The following is a 21,291-nucleotide window of genomic DNA, read 5'->3' as shown; positions in this document are numbered from 1 at the left end:
CATTTATATCAAAATAAAATCCATCACTTGGCGTTACATCGATAAGTATGCATAGATTCTTGCTATTTTCTGTGATTTTCATTTGTCTTGCCTCCACTAGCTACGGACAGCGCAAGAAAAAAAAAGATACGGAATTGGTAGATCCAGATTCCAGTGGGGTAGTTTCTGATCGCCTACTACCCACCACGCTTCCATTGTTATTGTTTGATGATGAGGAAAAAAAGCAAAAAGACCGTGCTGAAAAAAAGAAAACAAAGAAAAATATTTATTACGGAGAGCAAACGAGGAAAGTCCGAATCAAACAGACTTTTAGAAATCAAGTAAATTGGCAGATTTTCAATGTAGTCAATGTCAAGCGAGAAATCGACCCCTACATTCGAGACGTCTATTGGTATGATCGCTCTGAAAAAGTGGTCCGTAAAGAAAAATGGGACTCCTCCAAAGGTTATTTACTTCACGGACCTTACGAACGTTATGTAGATGAAACCCTTGTGGAAAGTGGTCACTATTACTTTGGTACCCGCCATGGAACTTGGATGTTTTTTGATGGAAAGAGTATTTTGACTGACAAATTACATTTTCAGGAAGGTTGGCCAAAAGACTCCAGAATAACCTATTATAATAGAGAGGACAATAAAATTGAAAAGTTGATCCCTATTGAATACGAATTGGCTGAGGGTAATTTTTTCCACTTCCATGAAAGCGGTCAAGTAGCTGTAACAGGTGAGTATCGCTATGGAGAAAAAGTTGGTTTATGGACGGAATATTGGGATCATCAAACTAAAACTATCCGCAGAAGAGAGATTCAATATCAGGAACAACCCTTCACCAAAAACTTCAGGCCATTTATCCGAGCAGAATGGGACAAGGATGGAAATCTAATTTATAGAAGAGAAGACACCTGATACTGGCTAATTCCCTTTGATTTTTAATCCTTTGGAATAATCCATATATTTGTCACACTAATTATTTGTATGACACAGGAACAATTCAGTAAATATTCATTTTTGTTGGACAGGACAGCAAGGAAGGTTAAGCAGTACGCCCAACAAAAATTCAAACTAGGAGACTTTGGAATCACTGTTGACCAATGGCTGGTATTGAAAAACCTTTCCGAAAATGAGCTACTCAGCCAGTCTGAATTGGCACAACTGGTATTCAAAGATCAGCCCACACTTACAAGAATTATAGATATCCTGTGCAAAAAAAGCTATGTCACAAGAGTCCCGCATCCGCAAGATCGACGCTCTTTTCAATTGGTTTTGACCGAAGAAGGACAAGCTAAAGTGAATGAATTAAGACCATTGGTGGCAGGTATACGTGAAAAAGCATGGAAAAATCTCGACCAACAGGATTTTGAAGAGTTCAAACGGATTTTAAACACCATTTACACCAATCTGGAAGATAATGGTTAAAAAATAGTTACAATAGTTGTTACACTAATTATATTTGCACGAACAAATCAGCATACAACTGGTTTAGAAAAAAAAACAACATGATTACTACCGACATTTGCATTATTGGAGCTGGACCTGTAGGTCTATTCGCTGTTTTTGAGGCAGGTTTATTGAAAATGAGGTGCCATTTGATTGATTACTTACCTCAGGTAGGTGGGCAACTCTCAGAAATTTACCCACAAAAACCAATCTATGACATTCCTGGATATCCTGAAGTGAAAGCGCAGGAATTGGTGGATAATTTGATGGAGCAGATCAAGCCTTTCAAACCAACCTTTACCCTAGGTGAGCGAGTAGATCATTTGGCAAAGCAGGAAGATGGTTCATTTATCATTACAACTAATGATAAAACGCAAGTTCATGCACAAGTAATCGTTATCGCAGGAGGGCTAGGAGTATTTGAGCCAAGAAAGCCAGCCCTAGAAAATCTAGAAGCCTTCGAAGGCAAGGGAGTGACCTATATGGTGAAAAATCCTGAGACTTTCCGTGATAAAAACGTAGTGCTTGCTGGTGGTGGTGATTCAGCTTTGGATTGGACTATCTATTTGGCTAAAATTGCCAAGAGAGTAACTTTGGTGCACAGAAATGAGACTTTCAGAGGTGCGCCAGACTCTGCTGCTAAAGTTTTTGACTTGGCTAGCAATGGGAAGATTGACCTTATCCTTTCAGCAAACCTAAAAGAAATTTCAGGAAATGGAAAACTGGAAACAGTAACCTTAGAAACCAAAAACAAGGAAGAACTCAATTTGGAGGCGGATTATCTGATCCCGTTATTCGGATTAAGTCCGAAATTGGGTCCAATTGCTGATTGGGGATTGAATATTGACAAAAGTGCGATTGAGGTAGACACGAGAGATTACTCTACGGGTGTAGACCGTATCTATGCGATAGGTGATATCAATACTTACCCAGGTAAGCTAAAATTGATTCTTTGCGGTTTCCATGAGGCAGCTATCATGATGCACTCGGCATTCAAGTATGTTTATCCTGACCAAAAATTAAGCTTTAAATACACCACTGTCAATGGCGTAAATGCCTTTTAATATCCCAAACAATGATAAAATTCACCATCGAAGATCACGACGGCAACCGTCAGGAAGTTGAAGCACCGGATGATATGGGGCTCAGCTTAATGGAAATTTTAAAAGCCTCTGAATATCCAGTTTTAGCAACTTGTGGTGGAATGGCTTTGTGTGCAACCTGTCATGTGGAAGTCTTGGATGGGCAGGATGGGCTTGGTGATGCTACTGATGCAGAGCTTGATCAATTAGAAAATCTACCAGAATATTTCCCAACCAGCAGACTTGCTTGCCAAATACGGATTTCAGATAAATTGGAAGGGGCTATTTTCAAACTAAGAGGAGAAGATAATTAAAATAGGGGGCTTTGAAGCCCCTTTTTTTTCCTCCACCATCATGATACTGTGATACTATTTCTTTTTAAAAAGCTGCCCTACCACCTGACCAAAATTTTCTAAATTATCCACTCCGGCAATTAGGGGCTTCAGTAACGGAGTTCCTCCATAGGACGTGTATCCTTTATCATCAAAGTTAAATTGCATAGGATAGACAAGGATGTAATTGTTGTTTTTGAAATACTTATTCAAATACTTTGGTAAACGCTCCATCATCGGATCATAGGAATCCCCGCTTTTTCTACTCATCACAACCACTAAAGCATCATTCTCTTTTAACTCCCTAGAAAGAATCAAAAAATCTTCCCAATCCGAAAATTCATTGAATTTTGCCTCTACACTAAATTTCTTTTGAACCTGTTTAATGTAAAACAGCGTGTCTTTTGTACCAAAGAAGGACAGCTTCGCCCCTGTATTCCTGCCGATATTCCAAACACGAAGCAACCAGAAAGCAAAACCCATTTCTTTTTCAGCTTGAGGGGGAATGACTACCACATAGCGTCCAACTGTATTCAGAGGCTGTACACTGTTATAAATCATGGCTGTCACATTGATTTTACTCAAAATTCCTTCTGTAAGCTTACCTAAAAAAGAGCCTGAAATTCCTTGGTCCTTATGAAGACCAAGAATAATATCCGTAGCCTTATTTTCTTTGACCACATTCGTGATTCCATTCACAATATTGGAATCATATCTCACCAGCTCTATTAACTGATTATCGGTTGCAGCTGCGCAGATACTTGCCTTCTCTAGCAGCTTCTTTGCATGCTTTTCCTTAGAAGAATCCTCAGAATCGGATGGAATAATGTTGAGGCCAATAAGTGAATTCTTTTTGGATTGGCTTTTGATGGTAACTGCCAAATGAACCAATTCTTCAATACTATCTGGGTAATTGATTGGAATCAGGATTTTTTCATCTGCTTCTTCTTCATCACTTTCTTCTTCTCCTTCAGCTTCTTCCAAAGCTAATTTGGCAGCACCTTTTTGTGCGACAAAAGACGCAACTGTACAAGTCACTAAAATCATCAGAATCGTTCCATTCAAAATACTTTCCCCAAGTAACCTTATAGGCTCTCCATTTGCGTCTTCACCCACAATTATTTTATATCCCACCAATACCGCTGCCAAAGTAGCTGCTGCCTGTGCATTACTCAAACCAAAAATAACATCACGTTGAGCAGCAGAGAATTTATAGGTCTTTTGAGTCAACAATGCCGCTAAGTACTTTGAAAAAGTGGCAATTACAGTCATGACAATAGCCACCTTAATGGTCTCAAAATCATTGAAAAACACGCGAAAATCTATCAACATCCCTACACCAATCAGGAAAAATGGAATAAAGAGAGCATTACCGACAAACTCAATTCTATTCATCAAAGGGGAGGTGTGAGGCACCAATTTATTGATAGCCAAACCCGCTAAGAAAGCTCCAATAATAGCCTCGACTCCTGCTGCTTCAGCCAAAAACGCAGCTAAGAAGACCAGACCTAAGACAAAAACATATTGGGAAACGCTATCATCAAATTTCTTAAAAAACCATCTACCGATAATTGGGAATACAAACACAATAATTGCAGAGAAGATGACCATGGATATCCCCAATCGGATCCAGAAATCTGAAGTAATTTCTCCAGCAGACATACCGACCACTACTGCCAACACCAAAAGGGCCAAGGTATCCGTAATTACTGTCCCTCCTACAGCTATATTGACAGCTTTGTTTTTGACTATTCCCATTTTTGAAATAATTGGGTAAGCCAATAAGGTATGCGAAGCAAACATTGAAGCTAGCAATACTGAGGTGGGCAGCGAAAACTCCAAAATATATAACCCTCCAAGAGTTCCTAAGATCATCGGAATCAAAAATGTGTACAATCCAAAGACTAAAGATTTACTAGAGTTCTTTTTGAATTCAGCCATATCAATTTCTAATCCAGCCAAAAACATGATGTATAATAAACCTACCGTTCCAAAAAGTACCACACTACTATCTCGCTCCAGAAGATTGACACCATTGGGACCTATTATTGCCCCTGCTACAATCAACCCTATCAATTGTGGTATTTTAAACCGATTCAGTATGATTGGAGCAAATAAGATAATAAACAGAATTGAAGCAAAAATAAGAACGGGATTCTGCCAAGGCAGGGCAAGGTTTAGTTCTGCTATAAGTATCATACACGAAAATTAGTGAAAAGATACATGAGTCCAACGAGTAATTGTACACTTTGTTTGGTCCTTTATCACGTCATTAGAACTATTTTCTTTGATATTTACAAAAAGTTAAGTCTACAAAGAGTTAAAAACGAATGGCTAGGGTCAATTCAAGCTCTACCTCACTCCCTACAAGCTGCTCGATTTCCCTTTTGGCAGCCTCTAACTCTTCAAAATCTAATGGGGAATCCGATACCAATGTCAATGAAATCCGCATTGGATTCATTTGAATGATAGATACATTCCGAAGTTTCCCCATCTCTATTTCGCGCCCACTGAGAGTCTGAACCAATTTATTTTCTTTGACCATTCGGGAAAAACCAAAGCCGAGTGGTGTGCTGATAATCAATACAAGAATCAAGGAAATGAGCAGTCCTTTTTTGGCGAGATGAAAAGGGCTAAAACCTAACACCAGAAATGTCAAAGCACCCGCTAATACCATCCCTGCCAAGTTGGTCCCCAACAACAACAATGCCCCAAAGAAGATTTGCCAGTCTGCCCATCCTAAACCTATTCCTGATACCGCCAAAGGAGGAACTAAAGCAACTGCTATGGCAACACCTGCAAGTGTTTTAGCTACTTCCTTTTTTGCATGGGCATATGCTCCCGCTACTCCAGAAGCGGCAGCAACACCTAAATCCAACAAATTGGGACGTATGCGAGCCAATATCTCCTGATTGGGTGTTTGTAAGGGTGTCAACCAGGTGATCAAAATAGCAAACGAGTAACCTACCAAGAGCCCCATTAAAATCGTAAATATACTATCCTTTATCAGGGAGGAGTCCTGACGTAACACTCCCATGGCTAAGGAAATGATAGGTGACATCAGCGGAGCTAAAATCATTGCTCCAATAATTACCGGACTGGAATCTCCAAAAAGTCCAAAAGCAGCAATCATCGTAGAAAGTGCCATAAGCACTAGGTAAGAGGAACTTACCTTTGAGTTTTCCCTCAGTGCAGTAAATAGCCATTTAAATTCCTCCGTTGTCGCGTGATTGGTAAAAGGCAAATAACCCTTGAGCAGCTCTTGCTTAAGCTCACCTTTGGGCAATTGATTGACTTTGAAAATTTTCGCACTGTCTTTCACTGTATTGACCTGAAGAAATTCTCCTGGAATAATCCGAAGCGCATTGGGTTTCACCTCCAAGTGAAGTTCTTTGGAACTTAGTAAGGTATTATCCAAATTATAACTGATAGGCGAATCACTTTTAACTATTAACTTGTCCGTCTTAATATGCGCCACATAGTCAGGAAGTCGTTGATTCTTATTATTTCTAAAGATCCCCTGTATAGCAAACTTAAGTATCTCCAAAATACTTTTAGGTGCATGAATCAATGTGTGAAACAACCCATCATTCGCATAAGACTCCTCAATATATCTCCGAGACAAGAGGGAACTTTTCCCATGTTGAACGACAATCATTCCCAAAGCAGCCGTCTCCAACTCTTTAGAATTTTCTTCTTTTGCAGTTTCCTCCCAACTGATTTTAAATTTCTGAAGGCTGACACGCTGAAAAACTCTGAAAAAATTAGCTATTTTTCGATTGAACCTTTTAAACCAACTACTCTCCAAGCTTGGGGTGGAAAGCATGCTAAATGTTTTCCCTATGACCAATTGATTGAGAATAGGTTTTTCATTTGCTAATAAAACATCTACTTGGAAAGCCTCCCTATCCTGCAATAAATAACGGATATTATCCTCGAGGCTTGTAGATACACCAAAACCTTGACGGGCTTCTTTCATATCCGGATGAGGCAAAAATCCTAACTTAACCGGATTACCAATCAAATCTTCAATAAGTTCATGTAGCTGAGCATCTGATAGATACACCAATAAGAACTGAAGATCGGAACAATCTAAATTTCTGAGTTCACTGTAGGGAAACATAGCTACCTCATTTGCTTTGGAAAGTAAAGGAACTATACTCTTTTCCACTTTTTCCAGTAACTCATCATCATAAATTAATCCGATCTTTCTCCCCTCCATACTGCTTTTGGTTTCTTATTCTTCGATTAGTTTTGACAAAATTTCAATTGCCGCCTTCGATAATACCGTACCAGGTCCGAATACCGCAGCTACTCCCGCTTCATACAGGAAATCGTAATCTTTCGGTGGAATCACCCCCCCCGCAATCACCATGATATCCTCTCTACCCAATCGTTTCAACTCTTGAATCAGAGCAGGTACAAGTGTTTTGTGGCCTGCCGCCAGGGATGAGGCTCCCACGATATGTACATCATTTTCCGCAGCCTGCATGGCCACTTCTTCAGGCGTTTGGAATAGTGGTCCGATATCTACATCAAAACCTAAGTCTGCAAATCCGGTAGAGATCACTTTTGCTCCACGATCATGTCCATCCTGCCCCATTTTAGCAACCATAATCCGCGGTCTTCTCCCTTCCAAACTTGCAAATTTATCTGCCAATTCTTTGGCTTGCTTGAATGTCTGATCATCCTTAGCCTCTCCTGAATACACCCCTGAAATGGATTTAACAGTCGCTTTGTGCCTTCCAAATTCTTTTTCCATAGCATCTGATATTTCTCCCAAGGTAGCTCTTACCCTTGCTGCTTCTACTGCTAATGCCAATAAATTCCCTTCACCAGTCTTTGCAGCATGCGTAATGGCTTCCAATGCTTGCTGAACTGCTTGTTGGTCTCTTTCTTGTTTTAATTGTGCAAGGCGTTTCAATTGAGATTCTCGTACAGACTGATTATCCACTTCCAAAATCTCAAAATTGGAAGGCTCATCCGTCTCGTACCGATTCACACCTACTATTACATCCTTTCCACTATCGATTCTCGCCTGCTTTCTTGCGGCAGCTTCTTCAATCCGCATCTTAGGAATCCCCGCCTCAATTGCTTTGGCCATCCCTCCAAGCTCTTCTACTTCTTGAATCAACGCCCAAGCTTTTTGAACCAATTGATCTGTCAGATACTCCACATAATGTGAGCCACCCCAAGGGTCCACGACTTTGGTAATTCCGGTTTCTTCTTGGAGATACAATTGTGTATTTCTTGCAATCCGGGCTGAAAAATCCGTAGGGAGAGCAATGGCCTCATCAAAAGAATTGGTATGCAAGGATTGGGTATGACCCATGGCTGCTGCCATTGCCTCTATTGCAGTTCGAGCCACATTATTGAATGCATCTTGCTCCGTCAAAGACCAGCCGGAGGTTTGACAATGGGTACGCAATGCTAAGGACTTGGGGTCTTTGGGATTAAATTGTTGCACAATTTTGGACCAAAGCAAACGCCCTGCCCGCATTTTAGCAATCTCCATAAAATGATTCATTCCAATTGCCCAGAAAAAGGATAAGCGTGGAGCAAATTCGTCTATATCTAATCCTGCAGCAATTCCTGTACGGAGATATTCCAAGCCATCCGCTAAGGTATAAGCCAACTCTAATTCCGCTGTAGCTCCTGCTTCCTGCATGTGATAGCCTGATATGGAAATGGAATTGAATTTGGGCATTTTTTGAGAAGTAAACTCAAAAATATCCGCAATGATACGCATGGAGGGCAATGGTGGATAGATATAGGTATTTCTCACCATAAACTCCTTCAAAATATCATTTTGAATGGTCCCGCTTAATTGCTCGGGTTTCACTCCCTGCTCCTCAGCAGCTACGATGTAAAATGCCAACACAGGAATAACTGCCCCATTCATGGTCATGGATACAGACATCTGATCCAATGGTATCCCATCAAATAAGATTTTCATGTCCAATATGGAATCAATGGCCACGCCTGCTTTCCCCACATCACCTACTACACGTGGATGATCAGAATCATATCCCCGGTGGGTTGCCAAGTCAAAAGCCACAGAAAGCCCTTTTTGCCCTGCAGCTAGATTTCGTCTGTAAAAAGCATTAGATTCCTCAGCAGTAGAAAAGCCCGCGTACTGTCGAATGGTCCAAGGCCTCATGACGTACATGGTACTGTAAGGCCCCCTTAAATATGGTGGAATACCAGCAGCATAGCCTTGATGGGATAGTTGTTCGATACTTTCAGTATCAAAAATGGCAGGTACACCAATTTTCTCTGCTGTATCCCAAGTTGCTGAAATCTCCGGTTTTTGAGTCTTCAGTTTTTTAAAATCCAATTGATCTATTGATGGTCTCATGATGCTCATTGCTTAAAGTTCGCTTAACAGGGAAAATCTGGACGGTAATATTTGCCAATTGGCTTCTTGAGCTTGGCTGTTAAATGTTGGAATATCAGACTTATTTGGATATTTGTTCACTCCAACAATCACTGTATTTCCATCTACCACATCCTGTTGCTTTCGTTGTCTGGTCAACTTAATTTCTTCCTGCATTTGATAAGATGCATACAAATGCCACCAACCTCCCTCTTGTTCAATGACTGCAAGCTTATCTTTCGCAGCTTCTAATAGTTGCACTAAGAGGTTTTCAATATAATAGCTTCCTGCTGTGGGATCCATTACTTTATTGAGATAGCTCTCTTCTTGTAAAATGGAAGAGATATTTCGACTCATGCGAAGCGAAAATGCCTCAGCCTCTTTGGTTGCTTGATCAAAAGGCAGTACATGGAGTGCATTACATCCACCGATTACAGCCGCCATCGCTTCGGAGGTATTTCGGATCATATTGGTATGTAAGTCTTTCTGGGTTTTTGTCCATTGACTGGTTGAAGTGTAGATGAAAATCGAAGCTGGATCAATTGTAACCTTATACAAACTGAGTAACTGATGAAAGAATATTCTGTAAGCTTTAATTTTCGCAATCTCCTCAAAAAAATCACTTCCTACAGCCGTCCCGACAAAAGTTTTGGAAGCTAAATAGGTTACATCCACTCCTTTCTGAATCAACCGCTCAGCTAGATCCATCCAAGAAGCAAAGGCATACGCTAGCTCTTGAATGGCATTTGCTCCAGCATTGTGATAATAAGTTCCTACAATCCCAATTACTTTGAAGCCTTGAAAACTATTTGATAGTTCAAGTAATTGAAAGGCATCCTCTACTAGTTCTGATAGGGAGTTTTTGAAACGTAATGCATACACTAACCCTCCCCACATGTAGGCACCTTGCAGTTGATCTGCGGGGAATTCGATTTCTTTCAGATAATGTAAAAACTCTTTCAAAATGGCTACGGGAGATCCAAGTGGATCTAAAAACACCTGTATGTATTGCAAATGAACATCCTTGAGTAGCACATGGAAATTTTCACCACCCCTCAACTCCAACCGGATAGCATCTGCTCCATTAGTAAGGGCTTCCAAAATTCTTTTATTCGCTGATTGCTCTTCCACTACTTTTACATAGTGGACATTTGACCAAACTCTAGGACCGATTCCGGGAATTTCAGGGAGAGTATTATTCAAGTTTCTGTAAGGCTCAATAAATTCCAACCCCTTATTGTCTTCAGCTGTGAAAAAGGGTTGAATTTTCAATCCTGAGGCTGTGGTCGATGTAAGTGTTTCAACGAAACCCTTACCTTTCAGATCTTTGGTAACCTGTGCAATCCATTCCTCCTTGGATACTTTAGGAAAGGATTCAAAAAGCGATTGAGTCATATTGGGCTATGCTATAAAGATTAAATTTGTGTAAAGTAACTCCCATTGTTCGGATAATTTGCATGGGATGGCGTATCTTGCCAGTCAAAAATAGCTCCTATTAGTTTCAAAACCCATTATTTTGAATCAAAAGAACATGCGAAAGTCAAAGCATTTGCTAAAATCTATATACAGTTTTCTAATTGCAGTATCTTTATTTGCTTGTAGTCCTAGTTTAACTCCTTCTGGAACAGGTCAATTTATTGCTATTTCAGAGAATGTGGAAGTAAAAGAGGAAATCAATAGTTTTCTTCAGCCATTCAAAGAAGCTCTAGAAGCAGAAATGAATGCAGTGATTGGACAAAGTGAAGAAGAACTGACCAAAGAAGGTTTAGGGGAAAGTAAACTTGGAAATTTGATTACTGATTTCCAAAAAGCGTTTGCTGAAGAAACTCTTGGTTATACCATTGATATTTCCATTATGAACAATGGAGGCATTCGAAATATTCTTCCAAAAGGAGACATTAAACTGGGAACCATTTACGAAATATCACCTTTTGACAACTATCTCCAAGTACTAGTAATCGACGCAGCAGGCATACGTGAACTTGTCAATTACGCCGCAAGAGGAAGGAACCTTGGAATAGCTGGGCTAAGTTACCAGAGTATTCAAGGAGAAATCAAAGAAATTTTAATCAATGGACAGACACTTTCAGAAGAAAGAACTTATCTCCTTGCTGCTAATGATTACATCGCCAATGGGGGAGATAACATGAGCTTTTTGGTTCCATTGACTCGAAAGGAGGAGACGGACATTGTCTTACGCGATATCTTGATTAATAGAATCAAAAAAGAAACTGCTGCTGGTAACCTTATCAACGCAAGCATAGAAGGAAGACAAATAATTGAATAAGCAGATGAACAGAAGGATATTTATAAAGAACACAGTTCTAACCGGAGTAGGTGTTAGCTTTTTAGGGAATCAACTGTTAGCTGCGCCTAAAAGCAAAAAAATTACTATTCTCCACACCAATGATATGCATAGCAGGATTGAGCCCTTTCCTAATGATGGAGGGAGAAATTCCAATTTAGGGGGGATGAACCGATTGGGTACAGTCGTGGACAAAATCCGATCTGAAGAAGAGCATGTGTTGCTATTTGATGCTGGTGATGTATTTCAGGGCACACCCTACTTCAATCTCTATGGGGGTGAAATTGAATTTCGTCTCATGAGCAAGATGGGGTATGATGCAGGCACTTTAGGTAATCATGAGTTTGACAATGGATTGGAAGGAATAGCGAATCAACTTTCACATGCCAACTTTACTCATCTGATTGCCAACTATGACTTCTCTGATACCATTTTAAAAAATACATTTGAGCCTTATCGGATATTTAAAAAAGGGGGAATCAAAGTAGGTGTATTTGGACTGGGTATTCAATTGGAAGGACTTGTAGGGAAGAAAAACTATGGAAATACCACCTATTTAGATCCTGTTGCTGTGGCATCAGAAATGGTCCAGGAGCTTCAGCGCAAAAAATGTGATTTGATAATTTGTCTTTCTCATTTGGGATATTCCTATCGCACCAATAAAATTGACGACCTCAAGTTGGCTTCCCAAGTGGAAGGAATACATTTGATCATTGGAGGCCATACCCATTCATTTCTGGAAAAACCAACACAGGTCTCTGGTCCAAACGGATTTCAAACACTTGTAAATCAAGTAGGTACTGGAGCATTAAGACTTGGGAAAGTAGATTTCACCTTCGATGGAAAAAGCCCAATAGCACAAATAGATACAAAAGTTATCCACATATAATTCAAATTTGTAGCAGAATTGATTTTTAATTTAGACATATTTTTGTCAACTTTGATGCCCTTGATTTTTGCAAGGAAGTAATCCTGTCCTAAATAAAAAGATTTTAGAATATCGTTCATGAGTGTAGAGGCTACAGCAGTTTGGAATGAATGCTTGCGTGTGATCGAACAGCATGTCAATGAGCAAAGTTTCAATACTTGGTTCAAGCCAATCAATCCAGTGAAGCTGGAGGGCAGTAGCCTTACTATTCAGGTTCCAAGTCAATTTTTTTACGAATGGTTGGAGGACAATTATATCAATCAACTCAAATTAGCAATCAAATCCATCCTTGGGCCAAATGGTCGCTTGGAGTATGCAGTGGTTGTAGACCGTGGTAATTCTCAAAATCAGCCGTATGTAGTTAATCTACCTCACGGTACCGCTACGGGAAATCCTCCAAAAAAGCATAACAGCAATCAGGAAGAAAGTAAAAGTCCATTTGCTATGCCTTCCCTGAATGATGAATTATTGCTACAATCCAATTTAAATCCAAACTACACCTTTGGCACTTACATAGAAGGAGACTGTAACCGATTGGCAAGGTCTGCCGGATATGCCGTCGCGACCAAACCAGGTGTTACTTCATTCAACCCATTGATGGTATATGGAGGTGTGGGGTTGGGTAAAACACACTTGGTGCAGGCAATTGGAAATGAAATCAAAAATGGACCTGAGGAAAAATTTGTTTTATATGTTTCCTCAGAAAAGTTTGTGACCCAATTTTTGGATGCAATTAAAGATGGAAATATTAAGCCATTTACCAATTTCTACATGCAGGTGGATGTTTTGATCATCGATGATATCCAATTTTTAGCTGGTAAAGACAGGACACAGGAAATGTTTTTCCATATCTTCAACCATTTGCATCAAAATAAAAAGCAAATCATCATGACCTCTGATTGTCCGCCGAAGGATCTAAAAGGTCTTGAAGAGCGATTGGTATCCCGGTTCAAATGGGGTCTGACAGCTGATTTGCAGATGCCTGATTTTGAAACCCGTGTAGCCATTATCAAGCGAAAAATGCAAACAGAGGGCATATTTATTCCTGATGATGTGATCGAATACCTTGCCTACACAGTTGACACCAACGTACGCGAGCTAGAAGGCGTTTTAATTTCCCTTATTGCACATGCCTCTCTCAACAGAGTGGAAATCGATTTGGCTTTGGCCAAAACGATCATGAAAAATATTGTCAAAGATATTGAAACGGAAGTTGGTATTGACTTTATCCAAAAGACTTGCGCTGATTACTTTGATATCAAAGTCGATGATTTGAAAGCAAAAACCCGAAAGAAAGAAATCGTGACTGCCCGTCAGGTAGCAATGTACTTTGCCAAGGAGTTCACCAATCACTCGCTAAAATCAATTGGTTATCATTTTGGGGGCAGAGACCACAGTACGGTAATCCATGCCGTGCAAACAGTTAATGATTTGATGGACACTGACACAGCATTTAGAAACGCTGTCAATGAGTTGAAAAAGAAATTCAAAATGAAGGCCATATAAGGACTTTATTTACTTTGATTGGTTTTTATAAAAGAGTTCTACCAATTGTTTGGCCTTGGCTATAGAAGAGTAGGAGCCATTCTTTACCCCTGTTTCCATTTCTTTGATTGATTCTTGAACCATCGGATGCTGATAAAAAGTCGTCTCCAACAAGAATCTAATATGTTCATGCATCCAATTGACCCGCTGTTGAGATCGGTTGGCATCGAAAAATCCATTTGCTTGTACTTTGTCATGGTATTCCTGAATCATCTCCCAAATTTCTGGCAAGCCCGAAGCTGTTAATCCAGAGCAGACTTTGACTTGGGGAAACCAAAGACTTTCTTTTGCCGGAAAAAGGTGGAGTGCATTGGCATATTCTCGTTTGGCCCGCTTAGCTGCCTCAGCCATCTCTCCATCTGCCTTATTGATCACCAAGGCATCACACATTTCCACAATACCCTTTTTGATTCCTTGTAACTCATCCCCCGCTCCGGCTAGCATCAGCAATAAAAAGAAATCAACCATACCTTTGACCGCAATCTCCGATTGTCCTACCCCCACAGTCTCAATGATAATCACGTCAAAGCCTGATGCCTCACAGAGTAACATGGCTTCTCTAGTCTTGGCACTAACTCCTCCAAGTGTGGATCCTGCGGGACTAGGACGAATATAGGCCCGCTGATCTCTTGCGAGCGTCTCCATCCTTGTCTTATCGCCTAGAATACTACCCTTAGTTTGCTGGGAGGAAGGATCAATAGCCAATACAGCCAATTTATAGCCTTTGTCGACTAATAAAGCCCCAAAACTCTCAATAAATGTACTCTTCCCAACCCCTGGAACACCCGTGATTCCTACACGGATAGATTTTCCAGTATAAGGTAAAATCCCCTCCACCACGGCAGCTGCTAAGACCTTATCAGATTCAAGCGAACTCTCTACCAAGGTGATGGCCCTACTCAAAAGGACACGGTCTCCTGACAAAATACCTTGGATATAAACTTCTGGAGCAAATCGATTTCTACTACTCAAGACTTTGATTTTTATTTGAAGGTATGAAAATTATTTGAAAGGTTGAACCCGAAAAGATTCCTGCCCCATGGCATTTTTTTCGTATACAGCTACACAAGAGCCTTGATATGCTGACTCAAAGTGAGGATTACTCGGCCTGAGATTTTTTGGAGTATTGAGCACATCGTCAAAGAAATAAACAGTAGTCGTTCCATACTTCGTGTGCGGCATGAATTTACCGTATTGTTCCATTTCTACCAGATTTTCGCTGGACGTATAGACGGCATAAATACGTTTGACTGGCCCTGTATTATTCTCGTTTCGGTAAAAAGCCATCTCTTGGAACTCACCTTCCAATTGTCCTACACCTGGCTGACTGAAAGATTCATAAATAAACCATATGATCAAAACTCCTACTACTGAACTTAGTAGATAGAACATGTTCTTTGCACTCATTATCCTAGCTGTTTTGAATTATAAGCCTTAATTTAGAGGAAAAATTCAAAGATGGCATTCGATTATATCAAAGCTTTGCACATCATTTTCATAGTTACTTGGTTTGCAGGACTTTTCTACATAGTTCGCTTATTTATTTATCAGCGAGAAGCCTACGACAAAACTCCCGAAGAGCAAAAAATATTACTTCCAACCCTCAACTTGATGGCTCAGCGTTTGTGGTACATCATCACGTGGCCCTCTGCGATTTTAACCTTTATTTTTGGCTTTTGGACCCTGTCCTACCGTTGGGGGTTTACAGAAATGGGTTGGATGCAAGCAAAACTTATCTTTGTATTGTTGTTATACGTATACCAGTTTATATGCCATAAGATTTACCTAGACCTTCAGAAAGGAAAAATCACCCTTAGCTCCATGAAATTGCGCATGTGGAACGAAGTGTCTACTGTACTGTTGTTTGCTATAGTATTTCTGGTAGTACTGAAAAGTTTGATAAGCGTAGTATGGGGAATCGTTGGCTTGATTGGATTGAGCCTGGTAATGATGCTTGGCATCAAGTGGTATAAACGTGTAAGAGAAGCATAAATTTATAAACATGAAAAAGTTATCAATCTGGATTGTACTCGGTTTGCTCATGTGGACCGCTGCGTGTTCGGGAAAAGAGCGTGAAGAAGAAGGCAGTGGCAAACTACCGATATTGGGTCATTCCTATATCAATGAATTTGAAATGGAAGGCAAGATGGTCAAAGACACCATTTATCATAAAATTGCTGACTTCTCCTTTATCAATCAAGAAGGACAAACGATCAGTACTTCGGATGTCACAGGAAAGGTGTACGTGGCAGATTTTTTCTTTACCACTTGTCCCACTATCTGCCCTACTATGAAGGCTCAAATGCTTCGTGTGTATGAGGAATTTAAAGGCAATGCTAATTTTCAAATCTTAAGCCATACCATAGATCCAACACATGATACCCAAGAAGTATTGAAGGAATATGCCGAGCGCATTGGGATAGAAGATGCCTCTACTTGGCATTTTTTGACCGGAGATCAGGAGAAGATATTCGAAATCGGACAGACAAGTTATCTGACTACTGCCATGGAAGACCAAAATGAACCGGGAGGATATTTACACTCCGGTGCATTCATATTAATCGACCAACAAGGGAGAATCCGGGGACTTTATGATGGTACAAAAGAAGACCAAGTCAATCGTCTGATAAAAGATATCCCAAAATTACTTCAATAAAAATGAAAAGGTATACCTGGGCAATTCCAATAATGGTTAGTTTACTCCTAGCTTGCCAAGGAAGTAATAAGCCCGATAGTGAGAAAGGGTTGGCAGATATTCGGGACAGTAAAGTCTTACAGTTTGCCATAGAGGGGAAAACCATCTACGAAAATCTTTGTGCAAATTGTCATGGCTCAGATGGCATGGGGCTTGGAAGACTTATTCCTCCTATCAATGGAGCAGATTATTTCAAAGAAGATATTGGAAGAACTGTTCGAATCATCAAAAACGGTCAGGAAGGCTCTATTATTGTTAACGGCATAGAATACAATGGTGTAATGCCTGCAAATCCAAAACTGACCACTATAGAAATTTCCAAATTAACTACTTATTTATACAATATTTGGGGAGAATCTAGAGGAATTGTCAGTTCCTCTGATATCGAAAAATATCTCAATGAAAAAGGGAGCGACTAGCTCCCTAATTCTTTTTTAGCATTTTCAATAGAAGACTTGATATCTCTATTCACTTTTTCAACTAATAATTTTTGTTCTAGCAAGTACTGATGAACCTCTTCTTCTGTGCCCTCGAAATTGGATTGAAATTGACGCATCCAAACAAACATTCCTTCAAAGGCATCCTCCAGATCATCTGCATAGACCCGGAGACGTTCAATATCGGTTGCATTAGCATCAGCGCTTGCAGCCTCTAATGCTTCTACTTTTTCAAGCAAGGACTTCTTTAATGAACGCAATTCCCCCATGCGTGGCATCACTTCATCATGAATATCAATCACCTCTTGCTTAAGCATCTGATTTTCATCCACTTGATCCTGCTTGCAACCATTAATAAACAAAGTCAAAAGCAAAATACTTGCAGAAATTTTAAAAATATTCTTCATCTTCTAAGCGGTTTTATCGCAAAGAAAAGGATTTTAGCACCCAAAACAAAAAAAAATATTTAAATATTACATTTTTTATGCATTTTCCAATTTGCTAAATGACTCCCAAAAAGTGCCAAAGATGCCACCAAGGATACTAACAACATTGAATTATGCCACTCATGCAATAAAATAGCTATTGAAAAAATAGAAACTGACATCCAAAGTGCTAATTTTATAGCACGGGAAGTGGCCTGCTTTGAAGCTTGATATACCGCAGCTAAAGCTAAAATAATGAAGAGGTAATCAAGCATATGCCAATCCCAATGAATATGGAAATGCCCATGATCATGGTCATGATGATGATGCCCATGATGGCCTTCCATGTTTTTGACGATAAAGCCAAGAGATACAAACAATGGAACAGCCAGGCAATGTATCATACAAAGAACCGAAGCTGACATTCCTAAGAAATCAGCTTTTGGGATAGAAAGTCTTTTGATTACTTGCAACATAATTGCAAATTAAATACATTCAGGATCAATAACCAAACAAATGAAAACATATTGTTTTGCCAATGAAGGCATCATAGAAACTGCACAAGCACAGATTCATCCAATGGATATTGGACTGATTCGTGGGTATGGTATTTTTGACTTTCTAAGGACTCAAGAATACACTCCAATGTTCTTGGAAGATTACTTAGATCGCTTTACCCGGTCAGCTGAAAAAACTCATCTTTATTTACCCTACTCCAAGGAGGACTTAAGGCAAATTATCTTGGATCTTATTGATAAAAATGACTTAAAAGAAGGAGGAATTCGAATGGTCCTAACAGGAGGAGTCTCAGAAAACCATTTTAGTCCCACCAAAGGAAATCTATTTATATTCAATGAAGCGTTGGATTTTCCTTCTCAGGAAAAATATGAGCGAGGAGTCAAGCTTTTAACCGTGGAACACGTCCGAGCAATAGCAGATATCAAAACTACTAACTATGCGTTCCCTGTTTGGCACAGTGCACAATGGAAAGCAGCAGGCGCGGATGATGTGCTCTACCATTGGAACGGCATCATCTCTGAGAGTTCCCGTTCGAATATTTTCATCATAAAAGATGGTAAAATCAGTACTCCCGAAATGCATATACTGCATGGAATAACAAGAAAACGCATACTTGAATTGGTCCCTGACACATCCATACAGGAAGTCAACCTCAATCAGGTGTTGACAGCGGATGAATTATTCATCACGAGTACTACCAAAAAAATTCTACCCATTACTAAAATTGATGATCAATTCATTGGCAATGGAAAAGTCGGCCCGATAACACAAGACTTAATGAAAGCATTTGCGGCCATGGAAGAAACAGTATTGAGCGAATGAAATAAAAAAGCCTGTTGAAAACGTGATTTCAACAGGCGGCTTTTCTTTAAAGAACATATTTCAATTGGCCAGCAATTCTGCGTCAACCAAGATATACATCAATTTTTCAGGGTCCTTATCATTTAAAGTCAACTTCCCTTTCACACGTACTTTTTTACTGGTGTACTTAATTGGATTTTTTAGCATTACCTCCATGACCGTTTCAGGACCTCCACTCCCACAGAAAAAACACTCTGCTAAAGGCAAGGAAGAAAGAATGATATGCTCTGGCTTAAACATGCCTTCAAAAGGAATAATAAAACCATCAGCCTCTACCACTTTACCTTCTAGATTTTTGATCTTAGTTCCAAATACCGGAATATATAATTCGCCAAACTCATCCTGTCCGATCTTGTAGGTCACCTCAGATAAATCCCTCCACACAGAAAAACTGGTCTGTGCAAAAGTCTGAACTGTGCTAACTAACAGCACAAGAATAAATAGCTTCAAGGTTTGAAATTTCATAAACACTTTTAATTGAATAATTTGATGCAAGTTAAGACTTGGTAAGCTGTTTGGCAATATCTGTTTGATAAGCGTTCCATGCAGGAATAAGAGAGGCTAAAACACCCACCACAAGGGCATAAACAATAATCCATAACTCTTCCGGCAAAAACACCATAGCACTTAGGGTACTTAAAGCACCCTGATCATTTTGTGCAACCAATGCAAACAAAAAACCATGCCCTATCAATATACCCGTAACCGCTCCTAAAAATGTTAGGATAACGCCTTCCAAGACAATATGAATGAAGAGTTGGCCACTGGAAGCTCCCAAGGTTCTCATGACTGCCAAATCATACTTTCGCTCTTTCAGAGAATTAAATAAAGCAATGAAAATACCAAGGCCTGCTATCACAATGATAATGATTGCCAAGCCCTGAATCAATTTGACTCCAAAACCTAAAAGTTCAAACAACCTAGAAACCTCAAAAGCAGGAGAAGCAGCCTGTAATGAGCTTCTGCTGTTAATAAACCGCGGTAATTGAACCGCAGCCATGGGATTTCTGTATTGTACGAGCATAGAAGTGATTTCTCGATCTTCATCAGTTTCAGGAAACCCTCTTTTAGCTACTGCTTGGGTGAACTTATCATGGTCATGATCTTCATCATGGGTATACCACACGGATTCCATACTCGTTAGTATAAGCTTATCCAGCACATTACCCATAGGCTTGAGTATACCAGTAATCGTGTAAGGATGCTCATCATGTGCATGGCTTGATGCTCCGATCCCATGAGAGCCTATAAAGTTATCTCCAACTTTTAAATTGAGCTTTTGGGCTACCTCTGCACCCAAAACAACTTCGAATGGAATTTCCCAAAGCACCCCCTCTCCAACTTCGGCATTGTATAAATCGAGGTAATCATAATTGGTGCCTACGATTCTATAGCCTGAATAATTATCGCCCATGCCTAGAGGAATAGTATTTTTCACCAATCGATTGTTAGCAATCGACTTTGCTTCCGCCATATCGATATTTCCGGTAGGGAAGTCAATATGATACACACTGGAAAGAATCAATTGTAAGGGGCTTCCTTTTGCACCAACCACCAAATCAACTCCCTCAGCATCCTTGGTCATTTTCTTCTCAAATTGATCCTGAACCAATATTAAGACCGTAATAATCGCTAAGCCTAAAGCTAACAATAAAATATTGAGAGTAGTGCTCAGTGGCTTTGCTATCAGGTATTTCCAACTTAATTTCAATAAATTCATCGAGCACCTCCTACTGTCAATTGATTAGCAATGTGATTTTTGACGCGTTGGTCATGGGTAACAATCACCAAGGCAGCTTTGAACTGTGAAGCCTGATGTTGTAATAGTTTGATAACCTTCTCAGCATTTTCATCATCCAAGCTTGCTGTAGGCTCATCTGCCAAAATCAACTGTGGTTGATTGGCCAAAGCACGGGCAATAGATACTCGCTGTGCTTCACCTTCACTCAACGTTTGCACACGCTGTTTTCTTTTCTCCCAAATCCCAAGGTCTTTTAAAATTTTCTCATTTTGATCTCCTTTACTGGAAGCAAAATAGTTGGCGATTTTTAGGTTTTCTTCTACGGAAAGTGCCGAGAGAATATGCGGTTTTTGAAAAATTATCCCAATGTTACTTCCTCTAAACTTATCTAATTTGGATCCTGAAAGCGAATATAAATCAACACCATTGACTGTAACGGTACCTTTGTGAGGCTGAAGCAAGCCTGCAATAATGTTAAGGATGGTTGTTTTTCCACTTCCAGATTTGCCCAGAATCAGTAATTCACCACCTGCATCGAGGTGAATATCGGGTATGTCAAATGGTTGTGATGTGTCGTACTTGAATGCTACATTCTGTAAGTTTAACATG

22 protein-coding genes are annotated in these 21,291 nt (G+C 39.8%); 11 read left to right on the top strand and 11 right to left on the bottom strand.

Annotation, left to right across the window (positions count from 1 at the left end; translation table 11 throughout):
* Nucleotides 1-47: 47 nt before the first annotated feature.
* The 4 genes from ACXIUD_RS11640 to ACXIUD_RS11625 all read left to right on the top strand — a co-directional run bounded on the left by ACXIUD_RS11640 (nucleotide 48) and on the right by ACXIUD_RS11625 (nucleotide 2,832).
* A complete protein-coding gene (locus tag ACXIUD_RS11640) occupies nucleotides 48-905 on the top strand; it encodes a toxin-antitoxin system YwqK family antitoxin (protein WP_458052813.1) in 858 nt (285 codons plus the stop codon).
* A 69-nt stretch (nucleotides 906-974) separates the two neighbouring features.
* A complete protein-coding gene (locus tag ACXIUD_RS11635; protein WP_458052812.1) occupies nucleotides 975-1,415 on the top strand; it encodes a MarR family winged helix-turn-helix transcriptional regulator in 441 nt (146 codons plus the stop codon).
* A gap of 80 nt (nucleotides 1,416-1,495) precedes the next feature.
* Nucleotides 1,496-2,500: an NAD(P)/FAD-dependent oxidoreductase gene (locus ACXIUD_RS11630; protein ID WP_458052811.1), complete on the top strand. Its 1,005-nt coding sequence runs from the start codon at nucleotides 1,496-1,498 to the stop codon at nucleotides 2,498-2,500.
* Nucleotides 2,501-2,511: 11 nt separating this feature from the next.
* Nucleotides 2,512-2,832, top strand: coding sequence for a 2Fe-2S iron-sulfur cluster-binding protein (locus ACXIUD_RS11625; RefSeq protein ID WP_458052810.1), 321 nt, complete (start codon nucleotides 2,512-2,514; stop codon nucleotides 2,830-2,832).
* 54 nt (nucleotides 2,833-2,886) lie between these two features.
* Here the strand turns inward: ACXIUD_RS11625 and ACXIUD_RS11620 are convergent, their stop codons facing one another.
* From ACXIUD_RS11620 to ACXIUD_RS11605, 4 genes are all read right to left on the bottom strand, one after another.
* On the bottom strand, nucleotides 2,887-5,049 hold the full coding sequence (locus ACXIUD_RS11620; protein WP_458052809.1) for a cation:proton antiporter domain-containing protein: 2,163 nt from the start codon (nucleotides 5,047-5,049) through the stop codon (nucleotides 2,887-2,889).
* Nucleotides 5,050-5,170: 121 nt separating this feature from the next.
* Nucleotides 5,171-7,072, bottom strand: coding sequence for a DUF389 domain-containing protein (locus tag ACXIUD_RS11615; protein WP_458052808.1), 1,902 nt, complete (start codon nucleotides 7,070-7,072; stop codon nucleotides 5,171-5,173).
* 15 nt (nucleotides 7,073-7,087) lie between these two features.
* The gene (gene scpA, locus ACXIUD_RS11610; protein ID WP_458052807.1) at nucleotides 7,088-9,208 is read right to left on the bottom strand and encodes a methylmalonyl-CoA mutase; all 2,121 of its coding nucleotides are present in this window, start codon (nucleotides 9,206-9,208) and stop codon (nucleotides 7,088-7,090) included.
* 12 nt (nucleotides 9,209-9,220) lie between these two features.
* Complete coding sequence (locus tag ACXIUD_RS11605) at nucleotides 9,221-10,621, bottom strand: methylmalonyl-CoA mutase family protein (RefSeq protein ID WP_458052806.1); 1,401 nt, start codon at nucleotides 10,619-10,621, stop codon at nucleotides 9,221-9,223.
* A gap of 136 nt (nucleotides 10,622-10,757) precedes the next feature.
* Between ACXIUD_RS11605 and ACXIUD_RS11600 the strand changes: the two genes are divergently transcribed.
* The 3 genes from ACXIUD_RS11600 to dnaA all read left to right on the top strand — a co-directional run bounded on the left by ACXIUD_RS11600 (nucleotide 10,758) and on the right by dnaA (nucleotide 13,965).
* Nucleotides 10,758-11,513: a 5'-nucleotidase C-terminal domain-containing protein gene (locus ACXIUD_RS11600; protein ID WP_458052805.1), complete on the top strand. Its 756-nt coding sequence runs from the start codon at nucleotides 10,758-10,760 to the stop codon at nucleotides 11,511-11,513.
* 4 nt (nucleotides 11,514-11,517) lie between these two features.
* Nucleotides 11,518-12,420: a bifunctional metallophosphatase/5'-nucleotidase gene (locus ACXIUD_RS11595; protein ID WP_458052804.1), complete on the top strand. Its 903-nt coding sequence runs from the start codon at nucleotides 11,518-11,520 to the stop codon at nucleotides 12,418-12,420.
* A gap of 117 nt (nucleotides 12,421-12,537) precedes the next feature.
* A complete protein-coding gene (gene dnaA, locus ACXIUD_RS11590) occupies nucleotides 12,538-13,965 on the top strand; it encodes a chromosomal replication initiator protein DnaA (protein WP_458052803.1) in 1,428 nt (475 codons plus the stop codon).
* Nucleotides 13,966-13,974: 9 nt separating this feature from the next.
* On the opposite strand, the gene meaB is transcribed toward dnaA, so the two are convergent.
* Complete coding sequence (meaB, locus tag ACXIUD_RS11585) at nucleotides 13,975-14,976, bottom strand: methylmalonyl Co-A mutase-associated GTPase MeaB (protein ID WP_458052802.1); 1,002 nt, start codon at nucleotides 14,974-14,976, stop codon at nucleotides 13,975-13,977.
* 30 nt (nucleotides 14,977-15,006) lie between these two features.
* On the bottom strand, nucleotides 15,007-15,411 hold the full coding sequence (locus ACXIUD_RS11580; RefSeq protein ID WP_458052801.1) for a hypothetical protein: 405 nt from the start codon (nucleotides 15,409-15,411) through the stop codon (nucleotides 15,007-15,009).
* A 51-nt stretch (nucleotides 15,412-15,462) separates the two neighbouring features.
* Between ACXIUD_RS11580 and ACXIUD_RS11575 the strand changes: the two genes are divergently transcribed.
* The 3 genes from ACXIUD_RS11575 to ACXIUD_RS11565 are packed head-to-tail and all read left to right on the top strand — an operon-like array spanning nucleotide 15,463 to nucleotide 17,118.
* The gene (locus ACXIUD_RS11575) at nucleotides 15,463-15,996 is read left to right on the top strand and encodes a CopD family protein (RefSeq protein ID WP_458052800.1); all 534 of its coding nucleotides are present in this window, start codon (nucleotides 15,463-15,465) and stop codon (nucleotides 15,994-15,996) included.
* A 49-nt stretch (nucleotides 15,997-16,045) separates the two neighbouring features.
* Nucleotides 16,046-16,660: an SCO family protein gene (locus ACXIUD_RS11570; RefSeq protein ID WP_458052821.1), complete on the top strand. Its 615-nt coding sequence runs from the start codon at nucleotides 16,046-16,048 to the stop codon at nucleotides 16,658-16,660.
* 2 nt (nucleotides 16,661-16,662) lie between these two features.
* On the top strand, nucleotides 16,663-17,118 hold the full coding sequence (locus ACXIUD_RS11565; RefSeq protein ID WP_458052799.1) for a c-type cytochrome: 456 nt from the start codon (nucleotides 16,663-16,665) through the stop codon (nucleotides 17,116-17,118).
* Here ACXIUD_RS11565 and ACXIUD_RS11560 read toward each other — a convergent pair.
* Both ACXIUD_RS11560 and ACXIUD_RS11555 read right to left on the bottom strand, forming a co-directional pair.
* Entirely contained in the window at nucleotides 17,115-17,543 is a 429-nt protein-coding gene (locus tag ACXIUD_RS11560; RefSeq protein ID WP_458052798.1) for a hypothetical protein, read from the bottom strand. The genes ACXIUD_RS11565 and ACXIUD_RS11560 overlap by 4 nt on opposite strands.
* Before the next feature lie 59 nt (nucleotides 17,544-17,602).
* Nucleotides 17,603-18,037 (bottom strand): MerC domain-containing protein, encoded by a 435-nt coding sequence (locus tag ACXIUD_RS11555; protein WP_458052797.1) that lies wholly within the window; start codon nucleotides 18,035-18,037, stop codon nucleotides 17,603-17,605.
* Nucleotides 18,038-18,077: 40 nt separating this feature from the next.
* Between ACXIUD_RS11555 and ACXIUD_RS11550 the strand changes: the two genes are divergently transcribed.
* Nucleotides 18,078-18,902 (top strand): aminotransferase class IV, encoded by an 825-nt coding sequence (locus tag ACXIUD_RS11550; RefSeq protein ID WP_458052796.1) that lies wholly within the window; start codon nucleotides 18,078-18,080, stop codon nucleotides 18,900-18,902.
* Nucleotides 18,903-18,962: 60 nt separating this feature from the next.
* Here the strand turns inward: ACXIUD_RS11550 and ACXIUD_RS11545 are convergent, their stop codons facing one another.
* Genes ACXIUD_RS11545 through ACXIUD_RS11535 form a run of 3 tightly spaced genes read right to left on the bottom strand, consistent with a single transcriptional unit; the run spans nucleotide 18,963 to nucleotide 21,290 of the window.
* Nucleotides 18,963-19,406, bottom strand: coding sequence for a hypothetical protein (locus ACXIUD_RS11545; protein WP_458052795.1), 444 nt, complete (start codon nucleotides 19,404-19,406; stop codon nucleotides 18,963-18,965).
* Between the two features lie 31 nt (nucleotides 19,407-19,437).
* The gene (locus ACXIUD_RS11540) at nucleotides 19,438-20,661 is read right to left on the bottom strand and encodes an ABC transporter permease (protein WP_458052794.1); all 1,224 of its coding nucleotides are present in this window, start codon (nucleotides 20,659-20,661) and stop codon (nucleotides 19,438-19,440) included.
* A complete protein-coding gene (locus ACXIUD_RS11535; RefSeq protein ID WP_458052793.1) occupies nucleotides 20,658-21,290 on the bottom strand; it encodes an ABC transporter ATP-binding protein in 633 nt (210 codons plus the stop codon). Before ACXIUD_RS11535 ends, ACXIUD_RS11540 begins: the two co-directional genes overlap by 4 nt.
* Nucleotide 21,291: the final 1 nt, after the last annotated feature.

It is taken from the genome of Mongoliitalea sp. (assembly GCF_054166905.1).
The sequence above is the reverse complement of the archived record's forward strand: the minus strand, read 5'-3'. Positions and strand labels throughout refer to the sequence as shown.

Excerpts from the sequence above, each read along its gene's own strand:
- ACXIUD_RS11640 (WP_458052813.1), top strand. The coding sequence starts at position 48 with ATGCATAGATTCTTGCTATTTTCTGTGATTTTCATTTGTCTTGCCTCC.
- ACXIUD_RS11635 (WP_458052812.1), top strand. The coding sequence starts at position 975 with ATGACACAGGAACAATTCAGTAAATATTCATTTTTGTTGGACAGGACA.
- ACXIUD_RS11630 (WP_458052811.1), top strand. The coding sequence starts at position 1,496 with ATGATTACTACCGACATTTGCATTATTGGAGCTGGACCTGTAGGTCTA.
- ACXIUD_RS11625 (WP_458052810.1), top strand. The coding sequence starts at position 2,512 with ATGATAAAATTCACCATCGAAGATCACGACGGCAACCGTCAGGAAGTT.
- ACXIUD_RS11620 (WP_458052809.1), bottom strand. The coding sequence starts at position 5,049 with ATGATACTTATAGCAGAACTAAACCTTGCCCTGCCTTGGCAGAATCCC.
- ACXIUD_RS11615 (WP_458052808.1), bottom strand. The coding sequence starts at position 7,072 with ATGGAGGGGAGAAAGATCGGATTAATTTATGATGATGAGTTACTGGAA.
- scpA (WP_458052807.1), bottom strand. The coding sequence starts at position 9,208 with ATGAGACCATCAATAGATCAATTGGATTTTAAAAAACTGAAGACTCAA.
- ACXIUD_RS11605 (WP_458052806.1), bottom strand. The coding sequence starts at position 10,621 with ATGACTCAATCGCTTTTTGAATCCTTTCCTAAAGTATCCAAGGAGGAA.
- ACXIUD_RS11600 (WP_458052805.1), top strand. The coding sequence starts at position 10,758 with ATGCGAAAGTCAAAGCATTTGCTAAAATCTATATACAGTTTTCTAATT.
- ACXIUD_RS11595 (WP_458052804.1), top strand. The coding sequence starts at position 11,518 with ATGAACAGAAGGATATTTATAAAGAACACAGTTCTAACCGGAGTAGGT.
- dnaA (WP_458052803.1), top strand. The coding sequence starts at position 12,538 with ATGAGTGTAGAGGCTACAGCAGTTTGGAATGAATGCTTGCGTGTGATC.
- ACXIUD_RS11580 (WP_458052801.1), bottom strand. The coding sequence starts at position 15,411 with ATGAGTGCAAAGAACATGTTCTATCTACTAAGTTCAGTAGTAGGAGTT.
- ACXIUD_RS11575 (WP_458052800.1), top strand. The coding sequence starts at position 15,463 with ATGGCATTCGATTATATCAAAGCTTTGCACATCATTTTCATAGTTACT.
- ACXIUD_RS11570 (WP_458052821.1), top strand. The coding sequence starts at position 16,046 with ATGTGGACCGCTGCGTGTTCGGGAAAAGAGCGTGAAGAAGAAGGCAGT.
- ACXIUD_RS11565 (WP_458052799.1), top strand. The coding sequence starts at position 16,663 with ATGAAAAGGTATACCTGGGCAATTCCAATAATGGTTAGTTTACTCCTA.
- ACXIUD_RS11560 (WP_458052798.1), bottom strand. The coding sequence starts at position 17,543 with ATGAAGAATATTTTTAAAATTTCTGCAAGTATTTTGCTTTTGACTTTG.
- ACXIUD_RS11555 (WP_458052797.1), bottom strand. The coding sequence starts at position 18,037 with ATGTTGCAAGTAATCAAAAGACTTTCTATCCCAAAAGCTGATTTCTTA.
- ACXIUD_RS11550 (WP_458052796.1), top strand. The coding sequence starts at position 18,078 with ATGAAAACATATTGTTTTGCCAATGAAGGCATCATAGAAACTGCACAA.
- ACXIUD_RS11545 (WP_458052795.1), bottom strand. The coding sequence starts at position 19,406 with ATGAAATTTCAAACCTTGAAGCTATTTATTCTTGTGCTGTTAGTTAGC.
- ACXIUD_RS11540 (WP_458052794.1), bottom strand. The coding sequence starts at position 20,661 with ATGAATTTATTGAAATTAAGTTGGAAATACCTGATAGCAAAGCCACTG.
- ACXIUD_RS11535 (WP_458052793.1), bottom strand. The coding sequence starts at position 21,290 with ATGTTAAACTTACAGAATGTAGCATTCAAGTACGACACATCACAACCA.